This window comes from Pseudomonas sp. NFACC56-3, from assembly GCF_900100025.1.
Lineage (GTDB): Bacteria > Pseudomonadota > Gammaproteobacteria > Pseudomonadales > Pseudomonadaceae > Aquipseudomonas > Aquipseudomonas fluorescens_AA.
On the sequence record NZ_FMTK01000008.1, the window covers coordinates 96901 to 121440 of the forward strand.

Sequence of the window (24540 nt, forward strand, 5' to 3'; positions counted from 1 at the left end):
CCACATGAGGGTTGTTGGATGGCCTGGCATCGTTCGCCAGGCTTCTCCAATGCCCCTAAAGGCGCTTTTTATTGCACCTTCGCCAAATCCCCTTTCAACGCAACACCGGCCATGATCGCGCCGGCGTGGCATTCGTAGGTGGTGGGGTCTTTGCGTTCGTTGCTCTTGTAGAAGCTGACGATGTTGGTGACGGCGTTGGCGCCAGCGTTCTTGGCGGCCTGGTGCAGGCTGATCAGGGCTGATTGCAGCACCCATTCGCAGGCCACTTCATCGGACTTGTTGAAGGCGTTGGTTTTCTTGTTGGTCACGGCGCCGGGGCTGACCACGGTGACGTTGCCAGCCGGTTTGTTGCCGGCCAGGTAGAACTTCACGCTGCCGTCGATCTTGCCGGTGCGGATGGCTTCGGCGACGACCTTGTCGAACGGCAGGAACAGCGCGGTATCACGGGCCTGGCTGAGGCTTGGCAGGGTGCTGAGCAACAGGGCAGCGGTCACGGCGATTTTCTTCAACGACATCAGGGTCTCCTTGACGTAGGGGTAACGGGTTTTGAATCCGATTCAGCGCCAGCGGCGGAAGATCAACGAGGTGTTGACCCCACCAAAGGCGAAGTTGTTGTTCATCACGTACTCGTTGCTCATCGACCTGAACTCGCTGCGCAGGTAGTCGAGCTGGCCACATTGGGGATCGACCTCATCGAGGTTGAAGGTGTGCACATACTGGTCGCTGTTCAGCATTTCGATGCTGAACCAGGATTCCAGCGCCCCGCAGGCACCCAGGGTGTGGCCGAGGAAGCTCTTCTGCGAGCTGATGGGCATGTGCTCGCCAAACAGGCTGCTGGTGGCCAGGGTTTCGGCGATGTCGCCCTGTTCGGTGGCGGTGCCATGGCCGTTGACGTAGCCGATGGCCGAGGGTTCGAGGCCGGCATCTTCCAGGGCCAGTTCCATGGCCCGGCGCATGGTGACCAGTTCGGGGCGGGTGGCGTGCTGGCCGTCGGCGTTGCTGCCGAAGCCAACGATCTCGGCATGAATCCGTGCGCCACGGGCCAGGGCGTGTTCCAGTTCCTCGAGCACGAGCATGCCGGCGCCTTCACCGATCACCAGGCCATCGCGGTCTTTGTCGTAGGGACGCGGGCTGGTTTGCGGCGCATCGTTTTTCAGGCTGGTGGCGTAGAGCGCATCGAAGACCATCGCTTCGGTCGGACACAGTTCTTCCGCACCGCCGGCCAGCATCAACGGCAGGCGCCCGAACTTGATGGCCTCGTAGGCATAGCCGATGCCGTGGCTGCCGCTGGTGCAGGCACTGGAAGTGGGGATCAGGCGCCCGGTGAGCCCGAAGAAGATGCTGATGTTGGCCGCCGTGGTGTGGGGCATCATGCGCACATAGGAGTTGGCGTTCAGGCCTTCGGCCACGCTGTTGAGCAGCATGTTGCCGAACGCCTTGATCTCGTCGGTGCTGCCAGTGGATGAACCGCAGGACACGCCCATGCGCCCGTCCTTGATCGATTCGTCGCCCAGCAGGCCGGCGTCGGCCAGGGCCTGTTCCGCCGACGCGACCGCCAGGCGCGAAACCCGCCCCATGCTGCGCAATTGCTTGCGGGTCCAGTGGGCCGGGACCTGGAAGTCGTCGATGGGGCCGGCCAGGCGCGTGTTCAGTTCGGTGAAGCGGTCCCACTCATCCATGCGCCGGATGCCGCTGCGGTTGGCGGCGAAGTTGCTGGCGATGGTTTCCCAGTCGCTGCCCACGGAGGTGATGCCGGCCATGCCGGTGACGACGACGCGCTTCATCAGCACAAGCCTCCGTTGACGGCCAGCACCTGCCGGGTGATGTAGCCGGCTTCGGCGGACATCAGGAAGTTCACCGCGCCGGCCACTTCTTCCGGGGTGCCCATGCGCTGGGCGGGGATCATTTTCATCAGTTCTTCCACGGGTACGTTTTCATCGAGCATGGCGGTGTCGATCAACCCCGGCGCGACGCAATTGACGGTGATCTTGCGCTTGCCCAGCTCGATTGCCAACGCCTTGGCCGCGCCGATCAGACCGGCCTTCGAAGCACTGTAGTTGACCTGGCCGCGATTGCCGATCAGCCCGGAAACCGAAGTGATGCAGACGATCCTTCCAGCGGCGCGACGACGGATCATCGGCATCATCACCGGGTGCAGTACGTTGTAGAAACCGTCGAGGTTGGTGCGCATCACCACATCCCAGTCGTCTTCGCTCAGGGCCGGGAAGGCGCCATCGCGGGTCAGGCCGGCATTGAGCACCACGCCGTAATAGGCGCCGTGGGCCTCGACATCGGCTTCGAGAATGGCCTTGCAGGCGGCGCGGTCGGCCACGTCGAATTGCAGCACCCGGACGTTGCGGCCCAGGGCCTGGATTTGTGCCTGGACCGCCTCGGCCTCGGCGCGGCCGCTGCGGCAGTGCAGCACGATGTCGTGCCCGGCCTGGGCCAGGCGCAGGGCGATGGCGCGGCCGATGCCACGGCTGGAGCCGGTGACCAGTACGGATTCAGTCATGGCGGGGTTCCTGTTGCGGACGGTTCATGAAGGTAATGGGCGGCCTGGGGCGGACGGAATACATTGAGCCGGGCCGTGGCATGGATGCCGGGGGCGTGGATGTGGCATTCGAACACGCCCATGCCGTTGTCGTCTTCCAGGGAGCGCACGCCATGGATGCTCAGCTCGGTGCCGACGGGAAAGCAGTCGACGTTGCATTCGAACTTGCGGGTGCCGAGCAAAAAGCCCAACTCCACGGCATCGCCGCGTCGGCGGGCGTGGCAACCGGCAAACGCCGCGACACTCTGGGCCATCAGCTCGATGCCGACCCAGGCCGGCAATGCGCCGTCGTCGCGGTTGAACAAACCGCCGGGCTTGACGATGGCGTGGGTGTGGATCTGTTCGTCATCGAACGACAGGATCCGGTCGATGAGGATCATGTCGCCGGCATGGGGCAGCAGTTCGGCGAGCGGCCAGTCAGTCATGGGGCGTCTCCGATAATCAGGCTGACGTTGTTGCCGCCGAAGGCAAATGAATTGCTCATCAGGCGGCGCGTAGTGGCGGGTTTCAGGCGGGTATCGGCGGTGACCCAGTTCAGCGCTGGCAGGGCAGGATCGGCCTGGCCGTCCCAGATGTGCGGCGGCAGGGCCTGGGCGGTGTTTTCGACGCTCAGGGCCAGCCAGCAGAACGCCGCTTCCAGCGCCCCGGCCGCGCCGAGGGTATGGCCGGTCATGGGCTTGGTGGACGAGCAGGGCACGCCCGCCGGGAACAGTCCGGCCACGGCCTGGCTTTCCATGGCGTCATTGTGTTGCGTAGCGGTGCCATGCAGGTTCAGGTAGTCGATCTGGCGGGCGTCGAGGCCGGCGCAGCGCAGGGCTTTTTCCATGGCCTGGCGCGCGCCGCGACCGCTGGGTTCGGGCGCGGAAATATGGTGGGCATCGGAACTGGCGCCGTCGCCGAGCAAGGCAATCGGTGTTCCCTCGCCTGGCGTCTTGCTCATGAGAAACAGCACCGCCGCTTCGCCAATGTTGATGCCGCTGCGGTTCACCGAGAACGGATTGCAGCGTTCGTTCGACACCGCTTCCAGCGCGGAAAAACCGTTGAGGGTCAGTTTGCACAGGCTGTCCACGCCACCGCACAGCACCGCATCGCACAGGCCCAGGTCCAACAGGCGCCGGGCGCTCATCAAGGCGCGGGCGCTGGAGGTACAGGCCGTGGAAATCACGTAGGACGGGCCGCTCAGGCCGAGCCAGTCGGAAAGAAAGTTGGCCGGCGCGCTGAGTTCCTGTTGCTGGTAGTCGTAGCCGTCGGGGAAGCGCTGCTCGCGCAGGTAGTGGGCAATGCCCTGGCTGGCCTCATCGATGCCCGACGTGCTGGTGCCCAGGACGATGCCGATGCGAGCGCGCCCATAGGCCTGGATGGCCTGGTCGATCTCCGCGCGAATCTGCAGCCCCGCTTCCAACAGCAGTTGATTATTGCGGCTGCGTTGCGCCGCCAGGGCTGGGGGGATGGGCGCGAGTTCACCCGGTACCGCGGCGACCGGCAAGGCCCGTTCGGCCACCCAGCCATCCTCGCTGCGCACGCCCGAGCAGTCGCCGGCAAACAGGTTGCGCGCGACAGTGTGCTTGTCGCGGCCCAGGGCGCAGATCACCCCGAGGGCATTCAGGTAGGCGGTCATGGGGCGTTCTCGGTCAACGGTGTGATGCGGTAGCGGGGGCCTTGGGGCAGGCTCATTTCAAAATCCAGCGGCTGCGTGTAATGCACCTGCCAGCGATTATCGAGGGTCCGTTGCGACGCCTGTCGCCGGGCCGCCGGATAGTTGCCGGACAGCTCGGCTTCGGGGGTCAGGGCGAACAACAGCGCGGCGAACAACTCCCGGGCCTCGGCATTGGGTGGCAGCAGACCGTCGGCCTGCCACTGGCCGTGGACCAGGCGCTGGCGGGCCACGGGAATGCCCAGTGGGTCCATCATCGACCAACGGATGCCGGTGTCTTCGCGCTGGATCACCAGTAGCCAGTCCTGGCGTTGGCCGGCCAGGGTCCGCTCGATGTGCAGTTGCATCGGCAACGCCAGGGTCGGCGTGCGTGCGGGCAGCGGCGCCTGGCTGGCGCAGGCGCTGAGCAGCAACACACAGGCGATCAGCAGGCCACGGATCATCCGGCAGCCCCTTCGCCAGGCTTGCGCGCCACCACATTGACCAGGGTTTCCTCACGCTCGCCAAATGGTTTGGGGCGGCGCAGGCCAAAGCGCTCCAGCAGGCCGAAATCCTTGGCGCGGCTCCACCACAGGTACGGGTAGGAGACGTTGCGGTCTTCGAACCGGAACCCTTGTTCGCGGATCATCTGCAGGTACTGCGCGGCACTTTTCTGCACGTGCATGGGGTGGCGGAACAGCCAGCGGATCACCCAGGTATCGATGTAGGCTTCGGTGGATTCGGCGAACATCAAATAGCCGCCGGGCTTGAGTACGCGGTAGAACTCGGCGAGGGCTTTTTCCTGCTCCACCAGGTGATGGAACGTCTGGTGGCAGAACAGCAGGTCGACGCTGGCGTCGGGCACCGCCAAGGTCGCGCAGTCGCTGCCGATCAGTTCCACGCTCATGCCTTGGCGCGCGGCCTCCTCCCGGCTCAAGTCCAGGCTGTGAGGGTCGGCATCCACGCCAATCAGGCGTTGTGGCGCGAACACCTGGCGCAGGTATTGGAATGATTTGCCCTGGCCGCAGCCGGCGTCCAGCAGCACCGGGTTGGCGGGCAGCGCGGTGCTGAACAGGCTGCGCAGGTCGTCGATCGCCACGCGCAACACGTGGTGCTGCCAGGTGTGGCTGCGCAGGAACCAGAAGCCGAAGCGGGTTTCTTCGACGTAGTTGTCGCTCAGGTAGCTCATGGTTGCTGACTCGGCGCCGGGCTTGCGCAGATTTCCGAGAGCATGCGCAGGCGCCGCTTGGGTTCACTGACAAACGGGTTGCGCTGATCCCAGGCGTAGCCAGCCAGGATCGAGCTGATCATGCGCCGGATGTCGTCCGAGCCTTCGGTGTAGAAAATCACGTCTTGGAAGGTACCGGCGTACCAGCCCTCGACATAGCAGCGGAAGGTGTCGACGCCGCGCTTGAGCGGCTCGGCAAACTCGCTTTGCCAATCGACGCTTTCACCCTGCAACTGACGGTGGAGCACGTCGGCGGCCATGCTCGCCGAGCGCATGGCAATGGTCACGCCGGAGGAGAACACCGGGTCGAGGAATTCCGCGGCGTTGCCCAACAGGGCAAAGCCAGGGCCGTGCAGGGTCTTGACGTTGGCCGAGTAGCCGCCGATGGTCCGCGCCGGGGTGTCCCACTCGGCATTTTGCAGTACGCCGGCCAGGCTTGGGGTTTCGTCGATGAAACCACGCAGGCAGGCATCGAGGTCGTCGGTGCGGCCAGCGAAATGTTCCGCCGCCGCGACCACGCCCACCGAGCAGCGCCCGCCGCTGAACGGAATGGTCCAGAACCACACGTCACGTTTGCTCGGGTGGGTGGTGATGAGGATCTTTTCCCGGTCGAACGTCGGAGCGTCGATGCGATCCTCGATGTGCGTGAACACCGCCTGGCGCAACGGGAAGTTCGACGGCGCCTCAAGGTCCAGCAGGCGCGGCAGGACGCGACCGTAGCCGCTGGCATCGAGCACGAAGTCAGCTTCGACGCAGTACTGGCTGCCGTCTTCACGCTGCACGCCCAGTCGTGGTTTGGCGAGGGTGAAATCGGCACTGGCAATCGCTTGGCCGTAGCGGATCTCCACGCCTTGCAGGGCGGCCTGGTCGGCCAGTAATTTGTCGAAGTCGGCCCGTTGCACCTGGAAAGTGGTGGGCTTGCCGTTGCTGAAGGTATCGCCGAAGTCGAAGGCGCTGTAGCGCTCGCCCCAGGCGAACGCGGCGCCGTTCTTGCGCTGGAACCCGGCGGCATTCACCGCGTCGAGCATGCCGGCTTCTTCAACGAAATCCAGGCAATGGGACAACAGGCTTTCACCGATGGAGAACCGTGGGAAATGCTGGCGCTCGATGACCAGCACATCGTGGCCCTTGCGCTTGAGCAGCGCGGCGGCAATGGCCCCGGAGGGGCCGGCACCGATGACGACGACCTGGCGATATTCCGTTTCAGTCACAGGCATTGGGATTCCTTGGATATCCGTAATCATCGTGGGTCTTCTTGAGCGGGTGTGGGGTGTTCGTGACGCCCGGCCCACGGCGCCAGCATGAAACTGAAGGCCAGCCCCAGGCTCACCGCCAGGCCGAAATTACTCACCGCCGGTGTGCTGGAAAGCGCCAGCAGGCCGAACGACAGCCAGGTGGTGATCGCTGCCAGGAAAGTGCCCAGCAGGCTCACCGCCGCGCCACCAATCTGCTCGCGCATCAGGATCGCGTAATCGACGCCGATGGCCGTCACCAGCAGCAGGCCGAATAAGCTGAACAGGGTCAGTGGCTGTCCCAGCCAGCCGAGGCTCGCCAGGCTGCACAGCGCGGCCAGCAATGGCAGGGCGACGATGCGCAAGGCCGCACCGACCCCGAACGGCCAGATCAGCACCAGCACGATCAGCACGCAGGAGGCCAGTTTCAACTCGGCGGCGCTGACCTGCGTGGCGGCGAAGACCCGGTTCAGGTCGCCCAGGCGATCCACCAGTTGTACCCCCGGCAGATCCACGGCTTGCACCCGCAGCAGCGCGGCATCGTTCAAGCCTTGCAGGCTGATCATGGCGGCGACGCCTTGGGCGGTGGGGCCGAGCCAGAGCGTGCGGTACGGCTCGGCCAGGGGGCCGGCCAGCGCGGCATCGATGTCGGTGATCGGCAAGGCCTGCAATTGCGCCAGTTCCGCTTGCAGCGCGGCGACCGGCACGCCCAGGTCCAGCAACGGCTGCCAGACAGCCGGCAACCGGGCCAGGGCCTCGCGCACTTTCTGCTGGTCGGCGGGTGGGCTCACCAGTTGGTTCAGCGACAGGTAGCCCTGGAGCTTTTCCAGGGCGATCAACTGGTCCAGGCGTTCGTTGAGAGCGGTCTGGCGCTCCAGCAGTTGAGACTGATTGTCGGCGCGGATCAGGAAGAACTGGCTGGTGGGCTGGAAACCGGTGATGCGCGCGATGTCGCGGGCCTCGTCGGTGAGGTGCTGAGGCGTGCCGATCCACTGGCGGATGTCGTTTTTCGTGGTCAGGTGCCAGAGGCCGCCCGCGCAGAAGCTCAGCAGCAACACCAGCAGCACTGGCGTAGGCACCCGTGCCAACAACGCCTGGCGGATCTGGAGCAGGCCTTCGCACAGCCGCAGCGGCCACTGGGCCGGACGCAAATCCGCACCGTTGAGCAGCGCCGGCAACAGGCACACCGCGGTCAAGTAGGCACCCACCAGCCCGGCGGCGGAAAATATCGCGATCTGGGTCAGGGCCGGGAACGGCGTCCAGGCCAGGGCCAGGTAGCCGATGCAGGTGGTCGCCAGGCTCAGGCTCAGCCCCGGCAGGGTCAGGCGCAAGGCCGGCCAGCTGCGCCATGGCTTGAGGCTCCAGCTCTTGGACAGGTAGTGCAGGGGGTAATCCACCGCGACGCCGATCAGGCTGGATCCCAATACCAGGGTCATCACATGCATGCGCCCGAACAAGGCCACGCACGCCACAGTGCCGAACAGCATACCCACCAGCACTGGCACGAACGCCAGCCACACCCGCAGGCGTCGGAAGGCCAGCAACAGCAGCAGTAAGATGCCGACTGTCGCGCCACCGCCGACCCAGGTGATTTCCCGCGAGGCCTGTTGCTGGCCGCTGGCGGCGTACAGCAGGCCGCTGGCTGCCAGCAGTTGCCCTTGGGCCTGGCCCGCCTGGTCGCGGCTGCGTTGCAGCAACTCGGCCACTTGCAACGGCAGGTTCATGTCGAAGGCGTTGCCCTGGGCGCGGGCCCGCAGCATCACCCAGCTTTTACCGTCGGCATCGGCGACCAGGGCCCCGCTGCCGATGTCGAATTTGATCGCGCCGCGTTGGGGCTGGCTGTTCTGGATGCGCCCGGTCAGGCCTAGCCAATCGTCCTGGTTCGGCACCAGGCTGAAGCCGCTGAATGGGTCGAACAGGGCCTGCACCCGTTGCTGGATGAACGCCTGGGGCTGTTCGATCAGTTGCTGCCGGTCCGCCGCCGAGAGCATCGCCAACCGCCCGTTGAGCAGTTGCGTACGCAGCGCCGGCAAGTCGGCCTGCAATGTCCATTGCACCTTGTCGAACAGGCCGCTGGCCTGCCATTGCTCGCCCAGGGTTTGCGCCAGGGCGATGGCTTGCTGGCGATCGGCATGACCCACCAGCACCAGCACCTCGCGATTCAACGGTTCCTGCATGCGCTGCTCGGCGATCAGTTCCAGGGCATCAGGCGACGTGCCCGGCACCAGCTCCATGAGATTGGCCGACAGCGGCGCGCCGTTGCGCCACTGCCAGCCGGCGAGCGCGAGCACGGCCAGCAGCAGGATCAGGAACAGCCGTGGCAGCATCCGTTCACTCGGCAAAATCATGTTGCTCCGTTTCGCTCAAGGGCTGTGCGCTGGTGCTGTCCTGCATGCGCAGTACGGTGCTGTCGCCCTGGGTTTCCAGCAATTCGATGCGCTGGACCAGTTCGCCGCCGTCGATGTTGATCTGCTTGAAGACCTGCTTGAGCAGCACCGAGCGCGGGGTCAGGGTGAGTTTCCACTGCTGTGGCTCGCCCGACAGGTTCAGTTCGAAATCCCGTTGCAAGCCACTGCTGTCGCCCTGCAATACTGCCAGGAACAGGCGGTTCTGCTCGGCGCCGGCACTCTTGTTCGGCAGCATCTGCCAGGCATTGCCGTCCCGTCGGGCGATGCCTTGGGCGGTGATGCGGTAGTCCTGTTGCAGCGGGGTTTGCAGCAGCCACAGCAGGCCGTGGTTTTTCGCCAGTACGAAGCGGCCCTTGCTGGTGAGGGGTTGGGGCAGGGCGCGCAGGTGTTTTTCCTGGATGAACTGGCCGTGGATCACCTCCGGGCGGGCCAGTTGGTCGCTCAATTGCTGCAGGTCGAAGGCCTGGGCCAACGGCGCCAGGCAACACAGCAGCAGGCAGATCGACAAACGCTTCATGGCAGTTTCCTTTCGACGGCTTCGACAAAGACCCGGGGCGAGGCCAGCAGCATTTCGCGGCTGGCGATGTCCACGGCCACTTGCACCGAACTGGCGCGGGTCAGGCGCTCGCCGGTGGCTGCGTCGCTGATCAGGTAATTGATCTTCAGTCGGTTTTCCCATTCCACCAGGCTGGCACGCACGGTCAGGGCCTGGCCGAACACGGCGCTGCGCACGTAGCGCAGTTGCAGGTCGATGACCGGCCAGGCATGGCCGGATTCGAGCATGTCGTTGTAGTTGTGACCGATCAGGTCGAGCAGCGCACAGCGGGCCACTTCCAGGTATTTGACGTAGTGGCCGTGCCAGACCACGTTCATCGAATCGACGTCGAAAAACGGCACCACGATGTGGGTGTCGACGTGCAGAACGCCTTGGCTACGCATGCAGCCTCCAATGTTGTTCGGCGATGCGTTGCAGGCACAGGCGCAGTTCGCCTTCCAGGGCGCGGTCTTCGATGACCGGGGCGAAATCCTCGGTCAATTGCTGGTGCATGGCGGCCAGGGCCGGCGGCAGCGGCCGTGCGTCTTCGCCGCGACTGCGCAACCATACGCCCTGGTTGGCCGCCAGCAGCGTGGCGGCAGCGACTTGTTCGGTCAGCTCCAGCACGCGGATCGCGTCCCGGGCGGCGATGGTGCCCATGCTCACCTTGTCCTGGTTGTGACACTCGGTGGAGCGCGAGAAGACGCTGGCCGGCATGGTGTTTTTCAGGGCTTCGGCGGTCCAGGCGCTGGTGCCGATCTGCACGGCCTTGAAGCCATGGTTGAGCATCGCCCGCTCGGCGCTGGCGCCGGACAGGTTGCTCGGCAGGCCATGGTTGTAGCGCTCGTCCACCAGCAGCGCGAGTTGCCGATCCAGCAAATCCGCGACGTTGGCCACCAGGTTCTTCAGGCTGTCCATGGCGAAGGCGATATGCCCGCCGTAGAAATGCCCGCCGTGGAGCACGCGTTCGGCTTCGGCGTCGATGATCGGATTGTCGTTGGCGCTGTTGAGTTCGGTCTCGATGAACGAACGCAGCCAGCCCAGGCTGTCGGCCAGCACGCCGAGTACATGGGGCGCGCAGCGCAGGGAATAACGATCCTGCAGGCGATGCAGCGGCGCCGTCGGCGCGTCGATCGCCAGGTCCTTGCGCAGCCACGCGGCGACCTGCATTTGCCCTGGGTGTGGCTTGGCGGCGAACAGGCGCTCGTCGAAATGTTCCGGGTTGCCTTGCAGGGCAACGACGTTCAACGCGGTGATACGGGTCGCCAGTTGCAGCAGGTAGTCGGCCCGGGCGAAGGCCAGGCAGGCCAGGCCGGTCATCACAGCGGTGCCGTTCATCAGCGCCAGGGCTTCCTTGGGCCGCAGCACCAGTGGGGTCCAGCCCAACTCACGGTGCACATCGGCGGCCAGGCGCCGCTCGCCGCGGAACATCACTTCCCGTTCGCCGGACAACGTGGCCGCCACATAGGACAGTGGCGTCAGGTCACCGCTGGCGCCCACCGAGCCTTCTTCCGGGATCAGCGGCAAGATGTCGTGTTCGAGAAAGGCCTGGAGCCGCTCCAGCAGTTCCACCCGCACCCCGGACACACCGTGGCACAGCGACTGCAAGCGCGCCGCCAGCACCGCGCGGGTGGCCTGGGCGTCCAGCAGCTTGCCCAGGCCACAGCCGTGGAACGTGTACAGGTGACGCGGCAGGGCCTCGACATGGTGCAGCGGCACCGCCACCACGCAAGAGTCACCGTAGCCGGTGGTCACGCCGTAGATCACGCCTTCCTTGTCCAGCAAGGAGTCGAGGAATTGCGCACCCTTGGCGATGCGCTGGCGGAACGCCGGGTCATCCTGCAACTGCGTCGGGGCCTGACGGTTGGCCAGGGCCAGCACATCTTCGATGCGCAGGGGGCGTTCGCCGAAGGTTACCGGCTCAAGAGTGGGCATCGTCATCGGTCTTCCAGAAAGGGTAAAAGTTGAACCACTGTTGGGGGCCCTGGAGGCAGTACTGCGCCAGGCGCTCGGCATAGTGGCCGGCCCAATGGGCGATCACTTGCTCGCGGTCGTTGCGTTTCCACGCCACGGCCTCGACGAAGGGTTCGAGCGTGACGCGATAGCGTCCCTCGTGCTTGAGGCACATCAGCAGGTTGACCGGGCATTTCAGCAGGCCGGCCAGCAACCAGGGCCCCTGGGGGAATGCCGCGGGGTGGCCCATGAAGTCCACGATCACGCTGCGTCCGCCGTGCAGTGGCACGCGGTCGCCGGCAATCGCCAGCCACTCGCCGCGCTCCAGGCGCTCGCTCAGTTGCAACATGATCACCGGGTTCAGCTCGCTGACCTGGATCAGCCGCAAGTGCGTGGCACCGGCCTCGCCCAGCAAACGGTTGAACTGCTCGGCGTGCTTGGTGTGCACCAGCACGTTCATGGTCACTTTCTCGCCCAGTTCGGCCAGGGCCCGGCACATCTCCAGGTTGCCCAGGTGCGCGCCCACCAGCATTTGCCCGCGGGCATCGCGCAGGTGATTGCGCAGCAGCGCCGGGTCGGCGATTTCGATCTGGTCGATGCTCAGCTTGCCGTTCCAGACGTCGAGCTTGTCGAGCAAGGAATCGGCGAACGCCATGAACTGCCCGAACACCCGCCAGCGGGTCGGGCGCAGTTCGGGGCGCGCGCTCCAGTCGGCCAGGCGCTGCTGGTATTGCCAGGCCGCCTGGCGCGCGCTGCGGCCGAAAATGAAAAAGTACAGGACGATGCCGTACAGCACCGGGGTCAGCAAGCGTCGGCCGAGCACCTTGGCGGCGAGCGCGGTGAGTTTCATCAGCCAGAAACTGCCGCGCTCCTGGCGGTCGGCCCAATGTTGCTTGTCTGTCTGAAGGCTCATGCCCGCCACCGTCGCCAGAGAATCAGGGGCGCGCGCACCAGCATGCCGAAGAACAGCCGGGTGTGCATGCTGGAAATCAGCACGTTGTCGTGGAACAGGCGAAAGTGCGAAACGCCGTCCCGAGGGTAATGGACCCGGGTGTGCAGCCAGTGCATCGGCTGATTGCGCCAGGCCAGGCGCACCAGGATGTCCGAGTCGAAATCCATGCGCTTGCCGATATTGGCCGAGTCGATCAGCGCCAGGGTCGGTGCCAAGGGATAGACCCGAAAGCCGCACATCGAGTCGCGGATTTGCAGGGACAGGCTGTTGATCCAGACCATGACGTGGGTCAGGTAGCGCGCGTACAGGCGACCTTTCGGCACGCTGGCGTCGTAGTGCGGATAGCCGCAGATCACTGCGTCCGGGTGGGCACGGGATTGCTCGATGAAGGTCTTCACGTCGCCCAGGTCGTGCTGCCCGTCGGCGTCCACCTGCAAGGCGTGGCTGAAACCCAGGCGCGACGCTTCGCGCAAGCCGGTCATCACCGCGCCGCCCTTACCCTGGTTGACGGCCAGCCTGACCAGATGCACCTGCTCGCCCTCGGCCAGCCGTTCCAGTACGGCGGCACATGCCGGGTTGCTGGCGTCATCCACCAGCACGCAGGGCAGGCCGTTGGCGAGCAACGCCTGGACCACCGCCGAGATGGCGGTTTCGTGGTTGTAGACCGGGATGACGGCGCAGGGGTTATGCATCTTGCCTGTCCTCCATCGATCCATTGTCACCAGGAAGCTTATTGTGGCGAGGGAGCTTGCCAGGCCCCTGTGTTTGAGAACGCCGGGCGAGCGCTGCGCGCTCGAGCGGGAGCAAGCTCCCTCGCCACAGGGATTTGATTGCAGGCCTAGGCATTGTTTTCCCCCAACACAATCCGCCCGCTGGAACAGGCCGCCGTGGCATTGCGGTAGGCAAAGTACAGCTTGCCGCGCTCGCGGTCGAAGCGCAGGTGCAGTTGGATGTCGTCACCGGGGCGAACCAGTTGCTGGAATTTCAGCACCTCCATGCCGACGAACCGGGGCGGCAGGTCCAGCAGTTGGCGGCCCAGGCTCAAGGCCCAGTCGACCTGCACCACGCCGGGCAAGACCGGGGCGGTGGGGAAGTGGCCGCTGAAGTACGCGAGGTCAGGCGGCACGACCAGGCGCAGGTTCCACTCACCGTCGGTTTCGACTTGCTCCAACACGTCGGGGGCTTTGGGGCGTGGCGCCATCAGCAGCGCCTCGACCTCGGCCTGGGGCAGCTTGCCCTGGGCGTTGAGCGGCAACTGCCGCAGCCAGCGCCAGCGCCGTGGCAGGGCCAGGGTTTCGCAATGTTCGCTCAGGTGCCGGCGCAGGCCCCCGGTCACCGCCCGTCGACCCTGGTTGCGCAAGGCTCGCAGGCCAGCTTCGCTCAGCACCAGCAGCGCGCCGAGGGAGGCGCGATTCTCCCGCACCACGCCCAGCCGCGCTTCGCTGACCCAGTCGTGGGCCACCAGCGCCTGTTCGAGCATGGGCAGGGAGATGCGCTTCTCTTCGAGCTTGACGATACGGTCCAGTCGCCCGAGCAGCTCGAAGCGCCCATCTTCGGCGATGCGCGCCGCGTCGGCGGTGTGTTCCACATGCCCGGCGGGCAGATAGGGCGAAGCGATCAGCAAGGCGCCGTCGCTGTCCTGGCTCAGCTCGACGTCGGCAAAGGGCTGCCACCATGGGTCACCCTGGCGCCAGGCGATACCGCCGGTTTCCGAGCTGCCGAAAATTTCCGTCGGCCATTGTCCCAGCCGTCGCTGCAAGCTTTGCGCGGCCTCGGTTGGCAAGGCGCCGCCGGAGGAGAACACCCGGCGCACGCTGCTCAGGGCCGGCCAGTCGAGGTTATCGCCCATGCGCTTGAGCAACGCCGGGCTGGCGACCCAGGCGAACACCGGTTGCTCGCGGCTGGCGCGTTGCAGGTCTTCGGGGAACGCCAATTGCCTGCGTCCGAACGGACGCCCGGCGCACAGCGGCCACAGCACTCGGAACAGCAGCCCGTAGATATGCTGGGTGGCAACGCTGCCGATCATGCAGGCCGGGCCCAGGTCGGCGCCCCACAGCTGTTCCAGGGCCTGGACTTCGTTACTCAACTGCCGCAGGTTTTTCTCGATGCGCTTGGGCTCGCCGCTGGAGCCGGAGGTGCACAGGCTCAGCCAGCAGTGATCGAGGTCCAGTTCGGCGGCGTCCATCGGCGCGTGTTGCACGTCGTCGGGATGGGTGTCGCCGGGCTGGTCGGTCAGCCACAGGTCCACCTCGGACGTCCAGCGCTGGCGTGTCTGCGCTTGCAGGTCGGCGGGAAGCAGGACGCGCACCCCGGCATGCCAGGCACCGAACAGGGCGATGGCCAGGTCGGCTGCATCTTCCAGGTGCACCGCCACCTGGCGCACGCCCCGGGCTTGCAGGCCGGCCGCCAGGCGCAACGCCGCGCCCCGCAGTTGCGAATGATCCAGCGCCGGCTCGACCGCGACGGCGCGTTCCGGTTGAGCCCTGAGCAACATCCGCTCAAGTGTTATCCAATTCATGGGCGGCCTCTTACCCGTTGTCGTATGAGCCATTCAATGGCAAACAGCAGCCCCATCAATCCGTAGGAAATCAGGCCGGTGTACAACATCCACCAGCTCAGCGGCGCCCACAGGGTCAGGGCGGCGGCGAGCAAACCGTTACACAGGAAAAACACACTCCAGGCCACCGTGACCTGACGCGTATAGACCACCGCCTTGGCCGGCAACTGCGGTTCGCGCAGGCGGGCCAGGCGTTCGATCATTGGCGGGCCGTATTTCAGGCTCAGGGCAAACAGCCCAAGCATGAACCCGCTGATCAGCACCGGGTACCAACGCAGCAGGAGCGGGCTGTCGAACAGCGCGAGCAACACGCAAAACACGATCGCCGTGGTCGCCATCCAGCGGCTGCCGTCACCGCCCTTGCCTAGCAACGCCCGGGCCAGCCACAGGCTACCCAGCAGCAGCCCGAACTGCCACGGGGCGAAATGCTCCATGCCGAAATACACCGCAAAGGGGTACAGCAGGCCTGCCAGCAGCAGGCCGAGGCCAATCAGCCGGGTCATGCGGCCGGTTGAACCAGTCGATAGACCGCCTCGACCACGTCATTGACGGTGCGCACCGACTTGAATTCCTCGGCGGCGATTTTCTTGCCGGTCTGGCGTTTGATGTGGTCGATCAGGTCAACCGCATCGATGCTGTCGATTTCCAGGTCCTGGTACAGGTTCGATTCCAGCGTCACGCGCTCTGGGTCCAGCTCGAAGAGCTCGACCAGGGCGTCACGCAGGGTGTTGAAAATGTCGTCACGAGTTTGCATGGTCCGGTCTCAGGGGCGTTTTGCAGTGACGAAGGCCGCAAGGCTTGCCACATTGCTGAAATGGTTACGAGTGTCCTTGGCGTCGGCGTCGATCTTGATGCCGTACTCCTTCTGGATCGCCAGGCCTAGCTCCAGGGCATCCACCGAATCCAGGCCCAGGCCTTCGCCGAACAGGGTCTGGTGGTCGCCGATGTCGTCGATGCCGATGTCTTCCAGGCCGAGGGCGTCGATGATCAGCTGTTTGATGTCACGGTGCAGATCGCTCATCTTCGGCGAGCTCCTTGATGAAATAGTGATGCAAGAAATCGTTGAGCCTGCGCGAAGCCTGGGGTGGCGGGCCGAGCGCGGCGAACGCCTGTGGATCTATATCGGCCCCGACGTGAAAACTGAAGTGAACGCGGCGTCGGGGGATGCGATACCAAGGTTCGGCCTTGGTCAGGGTCGTGGGGTTGACCTTGATCGTGACGGGCGTGAGGATTTTCGCACCCCGCAGGGCGATGGCCGCGGCCCCCCGATGAAAGGCCGGCACCTGGCCTGGCTGGGTGCGCGTCCCTTCGGGAAACACGATCAGCGTCTGGCCATCTTGCAGGGTATCGCTGGCGGCATCGAGCATGTCCATGCTGCCGTCGTTGCTGATGTACTGGGTTGAACGTAATGGACCACGGGTAAAGGGGTTGTCCCACAGGCTTTGCTTGACCACGCAGTTGGCGTTGGGCACCAGCCCGATCAGGAACACCACGTCGATCAGCGAGGGGTGATTGGCAATGATCATCTGCCCGGGGCGCCCGAGCCGTTCGGCGCCATCGATCTGGTAGGTGAGCACGCCGGTACGGGCCATGAACCGGATAAAAAACCAGAACAACCGCCCGACGGTGCGACGAGCCCTTTGTCGGTGGGCCTGGGCATCGCCGGGCAGCCAGGCCAGCAACGGAAAAACCAGCAAACGCAGGCACAGTCCGCCCAGCCCGAACAGAGCGAAGCTTGCGGCGGTCGCGACCAGGCGCCAGTAATAGGCGTCGCGATGTTTACCGGTCACCGGTTGCGTTGCCAGTTCCATACACGATTCTTCCAGGCATGTTGGCAGGTGGTTTCGTTATTCAGCAGGGTACGCAACAGGTCCAGGGCATGGGGCCAGTCGCCGCCGGATCGTTGGCCGGCCTGCGCGGACAGCTCCAATTGCCAGTCGTCGCCCGGCGTCAGCAGCAGGCCCACGGCATAGGGGAAAGGCACGTCATCGACCCACGGTGCGTAGACTTGTGGCGGTTGTTCTTCGGTGATCACCAGCAACACCGCCGGCGCGCCTTCGTTCAACAAGGCGGCGGCCTCCAGCACGCCGTGTTCCAAGCCGTCGCCGGTGGCGGCCAGGGCGGTCATTTCGCTGGTTTCGCCGCGCATGATCGACCACAGGCCGATCACGGCGTTGTGCACCGACAGGCTGAACTGGGTGGGCGACAAGGGCTGGTCGGCCGCCAGGTCCTTGAGAATCTCGAAAGTGCGCGGGGTTTCGCCGTGGCGGGAAATAAAGACCAACGGTAGGTCCGGCTGGCCCTCGGCCAGTGGCCAGCCGACGCTGAAGGCCATCCGCGCCAGGCGGCTGAGGCGACGACGCTGCATGGCGGGCAGGAACGATACGTCAGGGGCGGCATCGCTGGCCGGCAATACAACCGGCTGTCGGCTCCAGGCCTGCCAGTCGTCCACGCTTTCGAGCCCAGGGGCCCACGCGCGCCATTGGGCGATATTGAAATTGATCAAGACTCATCCCACCCCTGCGGGGCTTTATTGTCACGGTTCAGTGGTTTGACCCGCGTCCTACCCTGCATGGCCTTGCGACCCAAGTGGCGCGCATTATCCCGGTGCGGTTGGCTTGTAGCAAATACTGGTTACATTTTGCCCGGCAAAATGTACGAGTCGGTCCACTCGATGCTGGCTTGGACCATTATTGCGATTGTCACGGGCTTGTCTGTCGGTTGTTTCTGTCTTTATCCGGGCACGATTGACGTCTGAATCGTTGGAAAAGCCACTGTTGCTGTAGTCCTTCTACGCAGAAGGTAGCTAAGCAGTGTCGCGGCCTACTACACTCGGGAATCTTTGATACACGGAGGTTTTGACATGCGGCGTGTGGTGTTCAATCAGAAAGGTGGCGTGGGCAAGTCCAGCATCGCCTGCAATCTGGCGGCAGTCAGCGCCAGCGAGGGCTATCGCACGCTGTTGGTGGACCTGGATGCCCAGGCCAATTCCACTCAATACCTGACTGGCCTGACCGGCGACGATATCCCCATGGGCATTGCCGACTTCTTCAAGCAGACCCTGTCGTCCGGGCCTTTCTCGAAAAAGAACAAGGTGGATATCTACGAAACGCCGTTCGACAACCTGCACGTGATCACCGCCACGGCGGAGCTGACGGACCTGCAGCCCAAGCTCGAGGCGAAGCACAAGATCAACAAGCTGCGCAAATTGCTCGAAGAGTTGGAGGAGGATTACGACCGGATTTACCTGGACACCCCGCCAGCGCTGAATTTCTATGCGGTTTCAGCGTTGATCGCCGCTGATCGGGTGCTGATTCCCTTTGACTGCGACAGCTTCTCCCGTCAGGCCTTGTACGGCCTGCTGGCGGAAATTGAAGAACTCAAGGATGACCATAACGAAGGCCTGGAAGTCGAAGGCATCGTGGTCAACCAGTTCCAGGCCCGTGCCAGCCTGCCGCAGCAGATTCTCGACGAACTGATCGCCGAAGGCCTGCCGGTACTGCCGGTGTACCTGAGCAGCTCGGTGCGCATGCGCGAATCCCACCAGGCCAGCCTGCCGCTGATCCACCTTGACCCGCGGCACAAGCTGACCCAGCAGTTCGTGGAATTGCATGGATTGCTGGAAAGCTGAGGGCTGGCCGCCGACCGTGGGCGATCAGCTGATTTTGCTCAGGTAGGGCGGCAAGTCCTGCTCCGGCACGACCGATAGCACCTTGAGGCGTTGCAACATGCGTTGCCGGGCGCGTTGCAAATGCTCCTTGAGGTTCAACGCGGCGGCGTCGAAGGCACCGTGTAGCAACAGTTCCAGAATCAGGCGGTGCTCGGCCAGCATGGCGGGGTCCGCACCGATCCCCAGCAGCCGGGAAAAAATCCGGCTGATGATCATCGGGCTTTGGGCCTGGCGAATCAGTGCTGCCATTTTGCGATTTTGCAGGCCGCTGAGGCAGTGCTGGTGCAGGTCTTCCTCGATGCGCTGGATCGTCTCTTCCGGGCAATGCTCAGCCTGTTGCGCTTGGGTTACCCGTTCCAGCATGGCTTGCAGTTGCTCGCGGCTCAGCCCTGGCGCACTTTGACGTAGCGCTTCGGGCTCCAGGCAGGCGCGCAACTCATAATCTTCGGTGACTTCCCGGGCCGTGAGCGGGCCGGCCAGCCACTGCGAGTAGGGCTCTTTTTCCAGCAAGCCCCGGTCCCTCAAGCGCATCAAGGCTTCTCGCACCACGGCCCGGCTCACGCCGTAGTGCTCGGCGGCGGCTTGTTCATCGAGGCGGTAGTGGCCGAAGGTAATACAGGTCAGCAGCGCGCTGCCGATTTCTTCGTGGATCCGCTCGCCCAGTGGTCGCGTGTCCACCCGTTCTTCGCCACGCGCCAGGCCAAGGTGAACATGGCTCAAGGGCAGGCGCAGCGGCTCGATGTCCAAGCCCAGGGGATTGATCAAGTACCCACGCCCGTCAAAACGGCTGATCAACCGCTCCTCGTGCAACAGATCCAGCGCCTTGCGCACCGGCACACGACTGGTGCCGAACAGCTCCGCCAGGGGGGCTTCCAGTAACACCAAGCCCTGCAGTGCGGTGCCCTCGGTGATTGCATCACGCAATACCTGATGAATCATTGCGTAGCGAGACGCGGTACGCGGGTCTTGGGCTGGCGCTGCTTTCATCGATTCCTCTGGGCATGACGGCGATGGAGGGATTCTCTCACAGTGTCCTGTGTCACTGAGGGTCACATGGCGCGCCCTTTTGTGGGGCTCGCTCCATCAAAACGTTACTTTTATGCACCTAAATGTATCTTTTATAAAAATATACATTAGATAAGCATGCCATCCGGACATTGGCCAGGCCCCCGCTCATCCAAGTCATCCACGCAGCTCTAAGCCGATAGTTCCAGCCTCTATGGGAGCATTGGCGTTCGGCAGCTATGGATTGTGCAAGCGTAGTTGGCACGGAAACTGCTCCATAAAAAATGTACATTTTAATAATAGATACGTTTTCGGATGCCGCAGCCCATGAGCCCATTTTCCTCGCTGGATGCCATTGCACTCGCCGAAGCCTTCGCCTCAGGGCGCACAGATCCGGTCCAGGTGCTGGAACAAGCGCTGGAGCAAGCCGCTCGCGCCGAACACGTGTTCGTGTCGCTGACCGACGCCCGGGCCCGGCGTGAAGCGCAGGCCTCGGCGGCGCGCTGGCGTGCCGGGCAACCGTTGAGCGGCTTCGACGGTGTACCGTTGGCCTGGAAGGACTTGTTCGATGTGGCCGGCAGTGTCACCACCGCGGCAGCGGCGGTGCGCCGGAACGCACCGCCCGCGCTGCTGGACGCGGCCAGTGTCAGCCTGCTCAGCCGGGCCGGCATGGTCTGCCTGGGCAAGACCAACCTCAGCGAGTTCGCCTATTCAGGGCTCGGTCTCAACCCGCACTTCGGCACGCCGGTCAACCCGTTCAGCGATGCACAACCGCGGATCCCCGGCGGCTCCTCCAGCGGTTCGGCGGTGGCGGTCGCGACGGGCATCGTGCCGATCGCCATGGGTACCGATACCGCCGGTTCGATCCGCATCCCGGCGGCTTTCAACGCTTTGGTGGGGTTTCGCGCCAGTTCCCGTCGTTACAGTCGCGATGGGGTATTTCCTCTGGCCCACAGCATCGACAGCATCGGCCCGTTGACTCGCAGCGTGCGTGACGCCTGGATGATCGACGAACTGCTTCAGGGGCGCGACCCACGACAAGCGCCACCGGTGCGCAGCCTGGCCGGGCAGCGCTTCTGGGTCGAGCAAGCGGTAATGGAGGATGCCCGTGTCGAGGCCGCGGTGCGGGCCAATGTGCTGGCCGGTGTCCAGGCGCTGCGCACCGCTGGGGCGTTGGTGGAGATTCGGCCATTGCCGGCTTTCCAGGCCAGCCTCGCGCTGATCCGCGACCACGGCTGGCTGGGGGCCGCCGAGGCGTTCGCCTTGCATGAGGCCTTGCTCGACAGCGCCGATGCCGAACGTCTCGACCCGCGGGTACGCCGGCGTCTCGAAGCGGCGCGGCCCATGACCGCCAGCCAGGTGCTCAAGCTTTACGACGCGCGATCGACCTTGCAACGCCAACTCGTCGAGGAACTCGACGGCGCGGTGCTGATCACGCCGACCGTGGCCCATGTCGCCCCGCCGCTGGCGCCTTTGGAGGCCGACGACGAACTGTTTGTCCGTACCAATCTCGCCACCCTGAGCCTGACGATGCCCGGCAGTTTGCTCGACATGCCCGGCGTCAACCTGCCCAGCGGCCGTGACAGCCAGGGGCTGCCCACCGGCCTGCTGCTCAGCGTGCCCCAAGGCGAGGATGCGCGGCTCCTGCGAGTCGCGCGCTCGGTCGAAGCGACGCTGGCCAATTGCTGATTGATGTTTGAACAACCACCACAACCGGAGGCCGATCATGGCTAAAGATATTCTTTGTGCATTTGGGGTCGATGTCGACGCCGTGGCGGGCTGGCTCGGCTCCTACGGCGGTGAAGACTCACCCGACGATATTTCCCGCGGCCTGTTTGCCGGTGAAGTCGGCTCGCCGCGGCTGCTCAAGTTGTTCGAACGCTACGGCCTGCGCACCACCTGGTTTATCCCCGGGCATTCCCTGGAGACCTTCCCCGAGCAGATGAAAGCCGTGGCGGATGCGGGCCACGAGATCGGCGTGCACGGCTATAGCCACGAAAACCCCATCGCGATGACCCCACAGCAGGAAGAGGCGGTGCTCGATAAATCCATCGAGTTGATTACCCAGGTGACCGGCAAGCGGCCTACCGGCTATGTCGCGCCCTGGTGGGAGTTCAGCAAAGTGACCAACGAGCTGCTGCTCAAGAAAGGCATCAAGTACGACCACAGCCTGATGCACAACGACTTCCACCCCTACTACGTTCGCGTCGGCGACAGCTGGACCAAGATCGACTACAGCCAGCACCCGGACACTTGGATGAAACCGCTGGTGCGTGGCCAGGAAACCGATCTGGTGGAGATCCCAGCGAATTGGTACCTCGACGACCTGCCACCGATGATGTTCATCAAGAAGTCGCCCAACAGCCACGGTTTCGTCAACCCGCGGCACCTCGAAGAGATGTGGCGCGACCAGTTCGACTGGGTCTATCGCGAACACGAGCATGCCGTGTTCACCATGACGATCCACCCCGACGTCTCCGGGCGCCCGCAGGTGCTGCTGATGTTGGAGCGCCTGATCGAACACATCCAGGGCCATGCCGGCGTGCGCTTCGTCACGTTCGATGAAATTGCCGACGACTTCATTCGCCGCAACCCCCGCAGCCGCTGATCCGGCATTTATTCGAGGCGTGTTCTCATGTCCATCTACAACAAACTCGACCTGACTGGTTGGAAACCCGAGCAATTGACCTCGGCCCAGGTGCGCTTCGCCACCTGGATCGCTTTTTTTGCCTGGGTGTTTGCGGTCTACGACTTCATTCTGTTCGGCACGTTGTTGCCGGAAATCGGCCGGCACTTCAATTGGAGCGAAGTCGAGCAAGCCGAAATCGCCACCTGGGTGGCGGTCGGCACGGCGGTGGTGGCGTTGGCCATCGGCCCGCTGGTGGACCGCTTGGGCCGGCGCATGGGGATCATCTTCACTGTCAGCGGCGCGGCGATCTGTTCGGCGCTGACGGCCATCGGCGGTGCCTGGGGCAAATCTCCGTTGATCCTGATCCGTTCTCTCGGCGGGTTGGGTTACGCGGAAGAAACCGTCAATGCCACTTATCTGAGCGAGCTTTATGCCGCCTCCGATGACCCGAGGCTGGCCAAGCGACGTGGCTTCATCTACAGCCTGGTACAGGGTGGCTGGCCGGTGGGCGCGCTGACCGCCGCCGGATTGACCGCCGTGTTGCTGCCGACCATCGGCTGGCAGGGCTGTTTTATCTTTGCGGCGATCCCGGCCATCGTCATTGCGATCATGGCGCGCAAGCTCAAGGAAAGCCCACAGTTCCAGATTCACCAGCGTATCGGCCAGTTGCGCAAAAGCGGCGCGGTCGCCGATGCCCAGGCAGTGGCGTCCACCTACGGCGTCGACTATGAGGAACACAGCAAGGCCGGCCTCGCGTCGGCCTTTCGCGGCACGTCGCGGCGCGCGACACTGGTGATCGGTGCGGCGATCCTGCTCAATTGGGCGGCGATCCAGGTGTTCAGCGTGCTCGGCACGACGGTGATCGTCAGCGTGCACCATATCTCCTTCGAAAACTCGTTGATCATCCTGGTGCTCTCCAACCTGGTGGGCTACTGCGGTTACCTGAGCCATGGCTGGATGGGCGACAAGATCGGCCGGCGCAATGTCATCGCGTTGGGCTGGATGCTGGGCGGGCTGTCGTTTGCCGGCATGCTCTACGGGCCGAGCAACCTGCCGATGGTGGTCGGTCTTTACAGCCTGGGTCTATTCTTCCTGATCGGGCCCTATTCGGCGGCGCTGTTCTTCATCGGCGAGAGTTTCCCCACCAGCATCCGCGCCACGGGCGGCGCGATTATCCATGCCATGGGGCCGATCGGCGCGGTGGTGGCCGGGTTCGGTGCCACCCAGGTGCTGGCGGCAGGTGGCAACTGGCAGACCTCGGCGCTGTACTTCGGCGCGCTGCCTTGTTTCCTCTCTGGCGCGCTGATGTTCGCGGCACGCCACGTCCGTCCGGAAACCGTGAAATAAGGAGGCCCCTCATGACCCGTAGAGTTGCATTGATTACCGGTGCCGCCAGCGGCATCGGCCAGGCGCTGGCCGTGGCGTATGCCCGTCACGGTGTGGCCGTGGCCGCGGGCTACTTGCCGGCGGACCCCCACAACCCGCAAGACACCCGCCAGCAGATCGAGGCGTTGGGTGGCGAATGCCTGATGCTGCCACTGGACGTCACCGACAGTCGTTCGGTGGATAACCTGGCCGAGCAGGCATTCAGCACCTTCGGGCGCCTTGATTACGCGGTGGCCAACGCCGGCCTGCTGCGCCGCGCGCCACTATTGGAAATGAACGACGAGGCCTGGAACGCCATGCTCGATGTCGATCTGACCGGGGTGATGCGCACCTTCCGCGCCAGCGTTCGCTACATGACCGAGGGCGGTGCGTTGGTGGCGATTTCTTCGATCGCCGGCGGCGTGTATGGCTGGCAGGACCATTCTCATTACGCTGCGGCCAAGGCCGGTGTGCCAGGCCTATGCCGTTCGCTGGCGGTGGAGTTGGCTGGACAGGGCATTCGCTGCAATGCGGTGATCCCGGGCCTGATCGAGACGCCGCAGTCCTTGGACAGCAAAAACTCCCTCGGCCCCGAAGGCCTGGCCAAGGCGGCCCGGGCGATTCCGCTGGGGCGCGTCGGCCGCGCCGATGAGGTGGCGTCGCTGGTGCGGTTCTTGACCGGCGATGAGTCCAGCTACTTGACGGGCCAGAGCATCATCATCGACGGCGGCCTGACCGTGCGTTGGCCGGATTGAAGCCGGGCGTCACGGGTTTTGTTTTCAGTGACGGCCATCCCTGTTTGCCCTGGTTCTGGAGGATAGT

26 protein-coding genes are annotated in these 24540 nt (G+C 64.4%); 5 read left to right on the forward strand and 21 right to left on the reverse strand.

Going from position 1 to position 24540, the window contains the following annotated elements; translation table 11 throughout:
- Positions 1-68 precede the first annotated feature (68 nt).
- From BLO80_RS13720 to BLO80_RS13815, 20 genes are all read right to left on the reverse strand, one after another.
- Positions 69-515, reverse strand: a complete 447-nt coding sequence (locus BLO80_RS13720; protein ID WP_003197008.1) for a hypothetical protein — start codon at positions 513-515, stop codon at positions 69-71.
- Between the two features lie 42 nt (positions 516-557).
- Positions 558-1784, reverse strand: coding sequence for a beta-ketoacyl-ACP synthase (locus tag BLO80_RS13725; RefSeq protein ID WP_092328904.1), 1227 nt, complete (start codon positions 1782-1784; stop codon positions 558-560).
- Positions 1784-2512, reverse strand: a complete 729-nt coding sequence (locus tag BLO80_RS13730) for a 3-ketoacyl-ACP reductase FabG2 (protein ID WP_072407283.1) — start codon at positions 2510-2512, stop codon at positions 1784-1786. The genes BLO80_RS13725 and BLO80_RS13730 overlap by 1 nt, the downstream gene beginning before the upstream one ends.
- Entirely contained in the window at positions 2509-2976 is a 468-nt protein-coding gene (locus tag BLO80_RS13735; protein WP_092328907.1) for a hotdog family protein, read from the reverse strand. Before BLO80_RS13735 ends, BLO80_RS13730 begins: the two co-directional genes overlap by 4 nt.
- Positions 2973-4169, reverse strand: a complete 1197-nt coding sequence (locus BLO80_RS13740) for a beta-ketoacyl-[acyl-carrier-protein] synthase family protein (RefSeq protein ID WP_092328909.1) — start codon at positions 4167-4169, stop codon at positions 2973-2975. Before BLO80_RS13740 ends, BLO80_RS13735 begins: the two co-directional genes overlap by 4 nt.
- Complete coding sequence (locus tag BLO80_RS13745; protein ID WP_092328912.1) at positions 4166-4648, reverse strand: DUF3261 domain-containing protein; 483 nt, start codon at positions 4646-4648, stop codon at positions 4166-4168. Before BLO80_RS13745 ends, BLO80_RS13740 begins: the two co-directional genes overlap by 4 nt.
- The gene (locus BLO80_RS13750; protein ID WP_092328914.1) at positions 4645-5373 is read right to left on the reverse strand and encodes a class I SAM-dependent methyltransferase; all 729 of its coding nucleotides are present in this window, start codon (positions 5371-5373) and stop codon (positions 4645-4647) included. The genes BLO80_RS13745 and BLO80_RS13750 overlap by 4 nt, the downstream gene beginning before the upstream one ends.
- Positions 5370-6629 (reverse strand): NAD(P)/FAD-dependent oxidoreductase, encoded by a 1260-nt coding sequence (locus tag BLO80_RS13755; RefSeq protein ID WP_092328917.1) that lies wholly within the window; start codon positions 6627-6629, stop codon positions 5370-5372. The genes BLO80_RS13750 and BLO80_RS13755 overlap by 4 nt, the downstream gene beginning before the upstream one ends.
- Positions 6630-6652: 23 nt before the next feature.
- Positions 6653-8992 (reverse strand): MMPL family transporter, encoded by a 2340-nt coding sequence (locus BLO80_RS13760; protein ID WP_092328919.1) that lies wholly within the window; start codon positions 8990-8992, stop codon positions 6653-6655.
- A complete protein-coding gene (locus BLO80_RS13765) occupies positions 8976-9569 on the reverse strand; it encodes an outer membrane lipoprotein carrier protein LolA (protein WP_092328922.1) in 594 nt (197 codons plus the stop codon). Before BLO80_RS13765 ends, BLO80_RS13760 begins: the two co-directional genes overlap by 17 nt.
- On the reverse strand, positions 9566-9991 hold the full coding sequence (locus BLO80_RS13770) for an acyl-CoA thioesterase (RefSeq protein ID WP_060739517.1): 426 nt from the start codon (positions 9989-9991) through the stop codon (positions 9566-9568). The genes BLO80_RS13765 and BLO80_RS13770 overlap by 4 nt, the downstream gene beginning before the upstream one ends.
- Complete coding sequence (hutH, locus tag BLO80_RS13775) at positions 9984-11528, reverse strand: HAL/PAL/TAL family ammonia-lyase (RefSeq protein ID WP_092328924.1); 1545 nt, start codon at positions 11526-11528, stop codon at positions 9984-9986. Before hutH ends, BLO80_RS13770 begins: the two co-directional genes overlap by 8 nt.
- Entirely contained in the window at positions 11509-12453 is a 945-nt protein-coding gene (locus BLO80_RS13780) for an LpxL/LpxP family acyltransferase (protein WP_092328927.1), read from the reverse strand. Before BLO80_RS13780 ends, hutH begins: the two co-directional genes overlap by 20 nt.
- Positions 12450-13184, reverse strand: a complete 735-nt coding sequence (locus tag BLO80_RS13785) for a glycosyltransferase family 2 protein (protein ID WP_092253104.1) — start codon at positions 13182-13184, stop codon at positions 12450-12452. The genes BLO80_RS13780 and BLO80_RS13785 overlap by 4 nt, the downstream gene beginning before the upstream one ends.
- Before the next feature lie 146 nt (positions 13185-13330).
- Positions 13331-15010, reverse strand: a complete 1680-nt coding sequence (locus BLO80_RS13790) for an ApeI family dehydratase (protein ID WP_092328929.1) — start codon at positions 15008-15010, stop codon at positions 13331-13333.
- Positions 15007-15552 carry a COG4648 family protein gene (locus tag BLO80_RS13795; protein WP_072407257.1) on the reverse strand — a complete coding sequence of 182 codons (546 nt, stop codon included), beginning with the start codon at positions 15550-15552 and terminating at the stop codon, positions 15007-15009. Before BLO80_RS13795 ends, BLO80_RS13790 begins: the two co-directional genes overlap by 4 nt.
- On the reverse strand, positions 15549-15803 hold the full coding sequence (locus BLO80_RS13800; RefSeq protein ID WP_030140951.1) for an acyl carrier protein: 255 nt from the start codon (positions 15801-15803) through the stop codon (positions 15549-15551). Before BLO80_RS13800 ends, BLO80_RS13795 begins: the two co-directional genes overlap by 4 nt.
- A 9-nt stretch (positions 15804-15812) precedes the next feature.
- Positions 15813-16070: a phosphopantetheine-binding protein gene (locus tag BLO80_RS13805; RefSeq protein WP_014336216.1), complete on the reverse strand. Its 258-nt coding sequence runs from the start codon at positions 16068-16070 to the stop codon at positions 15813-15815.
- Positions 16051-16860, reverse strand: coding sequence for a lysophospholipid acyltransferase family protein (locus BLO80_RS13810; protein WP_092328932.1), 810 nt, complete (start codon positions 16858-16860; stop codon positions 16051-16053). Before BLO80_RS13810 ends, BLO80_RS13805 begins: the two co-directional genes overlap by 20 nt.
- Positions 16836-17555, reverse strand: coding sequence for a beta-ketoacyl synthase chain length factor (locus tag BLO80_RS13815; RefSeq protein WP_092328934.1), 720 nt, complete (start codon positions 17553-17555; stop codon positions 16836-16838). The genes BLO80_RS13810 and BLO80_RS13815 overlap by 25 nt, the downstream gene beginning before the upstream one ends.
- A 357-nt stretch (positions 17556-17912) precedes the next feature.
- Here BLO80_RS13815 and BLO80_RS13820 point away from each other — a divergent pair, with 357 nt between their 5' ends.
- Positions 17913-18680: a ParA family protein gene (locus BLO80_RS13820; RefSeq protein WP_063323262.1), complete on the forward strand. Its 768-nt coding sequence runs from the start codon at positions 17913-17915 to the stop codon at positions 18678-18680.
- Positions 18681-18704: 24 nt separating this feature from the next.
- On the opposite strand, the gene BLO80_RS13825 is transcribed toward BLO80_RS13820, so the two are convergent.
- Entirely contained in the window at positions 18705-19706 is a 1002-nt protein-coding gene (locus BLO80_RS13825; RefSeq protein WP_060739507.1) for a GntR family transcriptional regulator, read from the reverse strand.
- Between the two features lie 345 nt (positions 19707-20051).
- On the opposite strand from BLO80_RS13825, the gene BLO80_RS13830 reads away from it, so the two are divergent.
- Genes BLO80_RS13830 through BLO80_RS13845 form a run of 4 tightly spaced genes read left to right on the forward strand, consistent with a single transcriptional unit; the run spans position 20052 to position 24473 of the window.
- Positions 20052-21413, forward strand: a complete 1362-nt coding sequence (locus BLO80_RS13830) for an amidase (protein ID WP_092328998.1) — start codon at positions 20052-20054, stop codon at positions 21411-21413.
- Positions 21414-21450: 37 nt separating this feature from the next.
- The gene (locus tag BLO80_RS13835) at positions 21451-22332 is read left to right on the forward strand and encodes a polysaccharide deacetylase family protein (RefSeq protein ID WP_060739506.1); all 882 of its coding nucleotides are present in this window, start codon (positions 21451-21453) and stop codon (positions 22330-22332) included.
- Between the two features lie 27 nt (positions 22333-22359).
- Complete coding sequence (locus BLO80_RS13840; protein ID WP_092328937.1) at positions 22360-23700, forward strand: MFS transporter; 1341 nt, start codon at positions 22360-22362, stop codon at positions 23698-23700.
- Positions 23701-23711: 11 nt separating this feature from the next.
- Entirely contained in the window at positions 23712-24473 is a 762-nt protein-coding gene (locus BLO80_RS13845) for an SDR family NAD(P)-dependent oxidoreductase (RefSeq protein ID WP_092328940.1), read from the forward strand.
- The last annotated feature ends 67 nt before the right edge of the window (positions 24474-24540 follow it).

Bases quoted from the DNA above. Each gene is read 5' to 3' on its own strand.
- BLO80_RS13720 (WP_003197008.1), bottom strand. From the start codon at position 515: ATGTCGTTGAAGAAAATCGCCGTGACCGCTGCCCTGTTGCTCAGCACC.
- BLO80_RS13725 (WP_092328904.1), bottom strand. From the start codon at position 1,784: ATGAAGCGCGTCGTCGTCACCGGCATGGCCGGCATCACCTCCGTGGGC.
- BLO80_RS13730 (WP_072407283.1), bottom strand. From the start codon at position 2,512: ATGACTGAATCCGTACTGGTCACCGGCTCCAGCCGTGGCATCGGCCGC.
- BLO80_RS13735 (WP_092328907.1), bottom strand. From the start codon at position 2,976: ATGACTGACTGGCCGCTCGCCGAACTGCTGCCCCATGCCGGCGACATG.
- BLO80_RS13740 (WP_092328909.1), bottom strand. From the start codon at position 4,169: ATGACCGCCTACCTGAATGCCCTCGGGGTGATCTGCGCCCTGGGCCGC.
- BLO80_RS13745 (WP_092328912.1), bottom strand. From the start codon at position 4,648: ATGATCCGTGGCCTGCTGATCGCCTGTGTGTTGCTGCTCAGCGCCTGC.
- BLO80_RS13750 (WP_092328914.1), bottom strand. From the start codon at position 5,373: ATGAGCTACCTGAGCGACAACTACGTCGAAGAAACCCGCTTCGGCTTC.
- BLO80_RS13755 (WP_092328917.1), bottom strand. From the start codon at position 6,629: ATGCCTGTGACTGAAACGGAATATCGCCAGGTCGTCGTCATCGGTGCC.
- BLO80_RS13760 (WP_092328919.1), bottom strand. From the start codon at position 8,992: ATGATTTTGCCGAGTGAACGGATGCTGCCACGGCTGTTCCTGATCCTG.
- BLO80_RS13765 (WP_092328922.1), bottom strand. From the start codon at position 9,569: ATGAAGCGTTTGTCGATCTGCCTGCTGCTGTGTTGCCTGGCGCCGTTG.
- BLO80_RS13770 (WP_060739517.1), bottom strand. From the start codon at position 9,991: ATGCGTAGCCAAGGCGTTCTGCACGTCGACACCCACATCGTGGTGCCG.
- hutH (WP_092328924.1), bottom strand. From the start codon at position 11,528: ATGACGATGCCCACTCTTGAGCCGGTAACCTTCGGCGAACGCCCCCTG.
- BLO80_RS13780 (WP_092328927.1), bottom strand. From the start codon at position 12,453: ATGAGCCTTCAGACAGACAAGCAACATTGGGCCGACCGCCAGGAGCGC.
- BLO80_RS13785 (WP_092253104.1), bottom strand. From the start codon at position 13,184: ATGCATAACCCCTGCGCCGTCATCCCGGTCTACAACCACGAAACCGCC.
- BLO80_RS13790 (WP_092328929.1), bottom strand. From the start codon at position 15,010: ATGAATTGGATAACACTTGAGCGGATGTTGCTCAGGGCTCAACCGGAA.
- BLO80_RS13795 (WP_072407257.1), bottom strand. From the start codon at position 15,552: ATGACCCGGCTGATTGGCCTCGGCCTGCTGCTGGCAGGCCTGCTGTAC.
- BLO80_RS13800 (WP_030140951.1), bottom strand. From the start codon at position 15,803: ATGCAAACTCGTGACGACATTTTCAACACCCTGCGTGACGCCCTGGTC.
- BLO80_RS13805 (WP_014336216.1), bottom strand. From the start codon at position 16,070: ATGAGCGATCTGCACCGTGACATCAAACAGCTGATCATCGACGCCCTC.
- BLO80_RS13810 (WP_092328932.1), bottom strand. From the start codon at position 16,860: ATGGAACTGGCAACGCAACCGGTGACCGGTAAACATCGCGACGCCTAT.
- BLO80_RS13820 (WP_063323262.1), top strand. From the start codon at position 17,913: ATGCGGCGTGTGGTGTTCAATCAGAAAGGTGGCGTGGGCAAGTCCAGC.
- BLO80_RS13825 (WP_060739507.1), bottom strand. From the start codon at position 19,706: ATGAAAGCAGCGCCAGCCCAAGACCCGCGTACCGCGTCTCGCTACGCA.
- BLO80_RS13830 (WP_092328998.1), top strand. From the start codon at position 20,052: ATGAGCCCATTTTCCTCGCTGGATGCCATTGCACTCGCCGAAGCCTTC.
- BLO80_RS13835 (WP_060739506.1), top strand. From the start codon at position 21,451: ATGGCTAAAGATATTCTTTGTGCATTTGGGGTCGATGTCGACGCCGTG.
- BLO80_RS13840 (WP_092328937.1), top strand. From the start codon at position 22,360: ATGTCCATCTACAACAAACTCGACCTGACTGGTTGGAAACCCGAGCAA.
- BLO80_RS13845 (WP_092328940.1), top strand. From the start codon at position 23,712: ATGACCCGTAGAGTTGCATTGATTACCGGTGCCGCCAGCGGCATCGGC.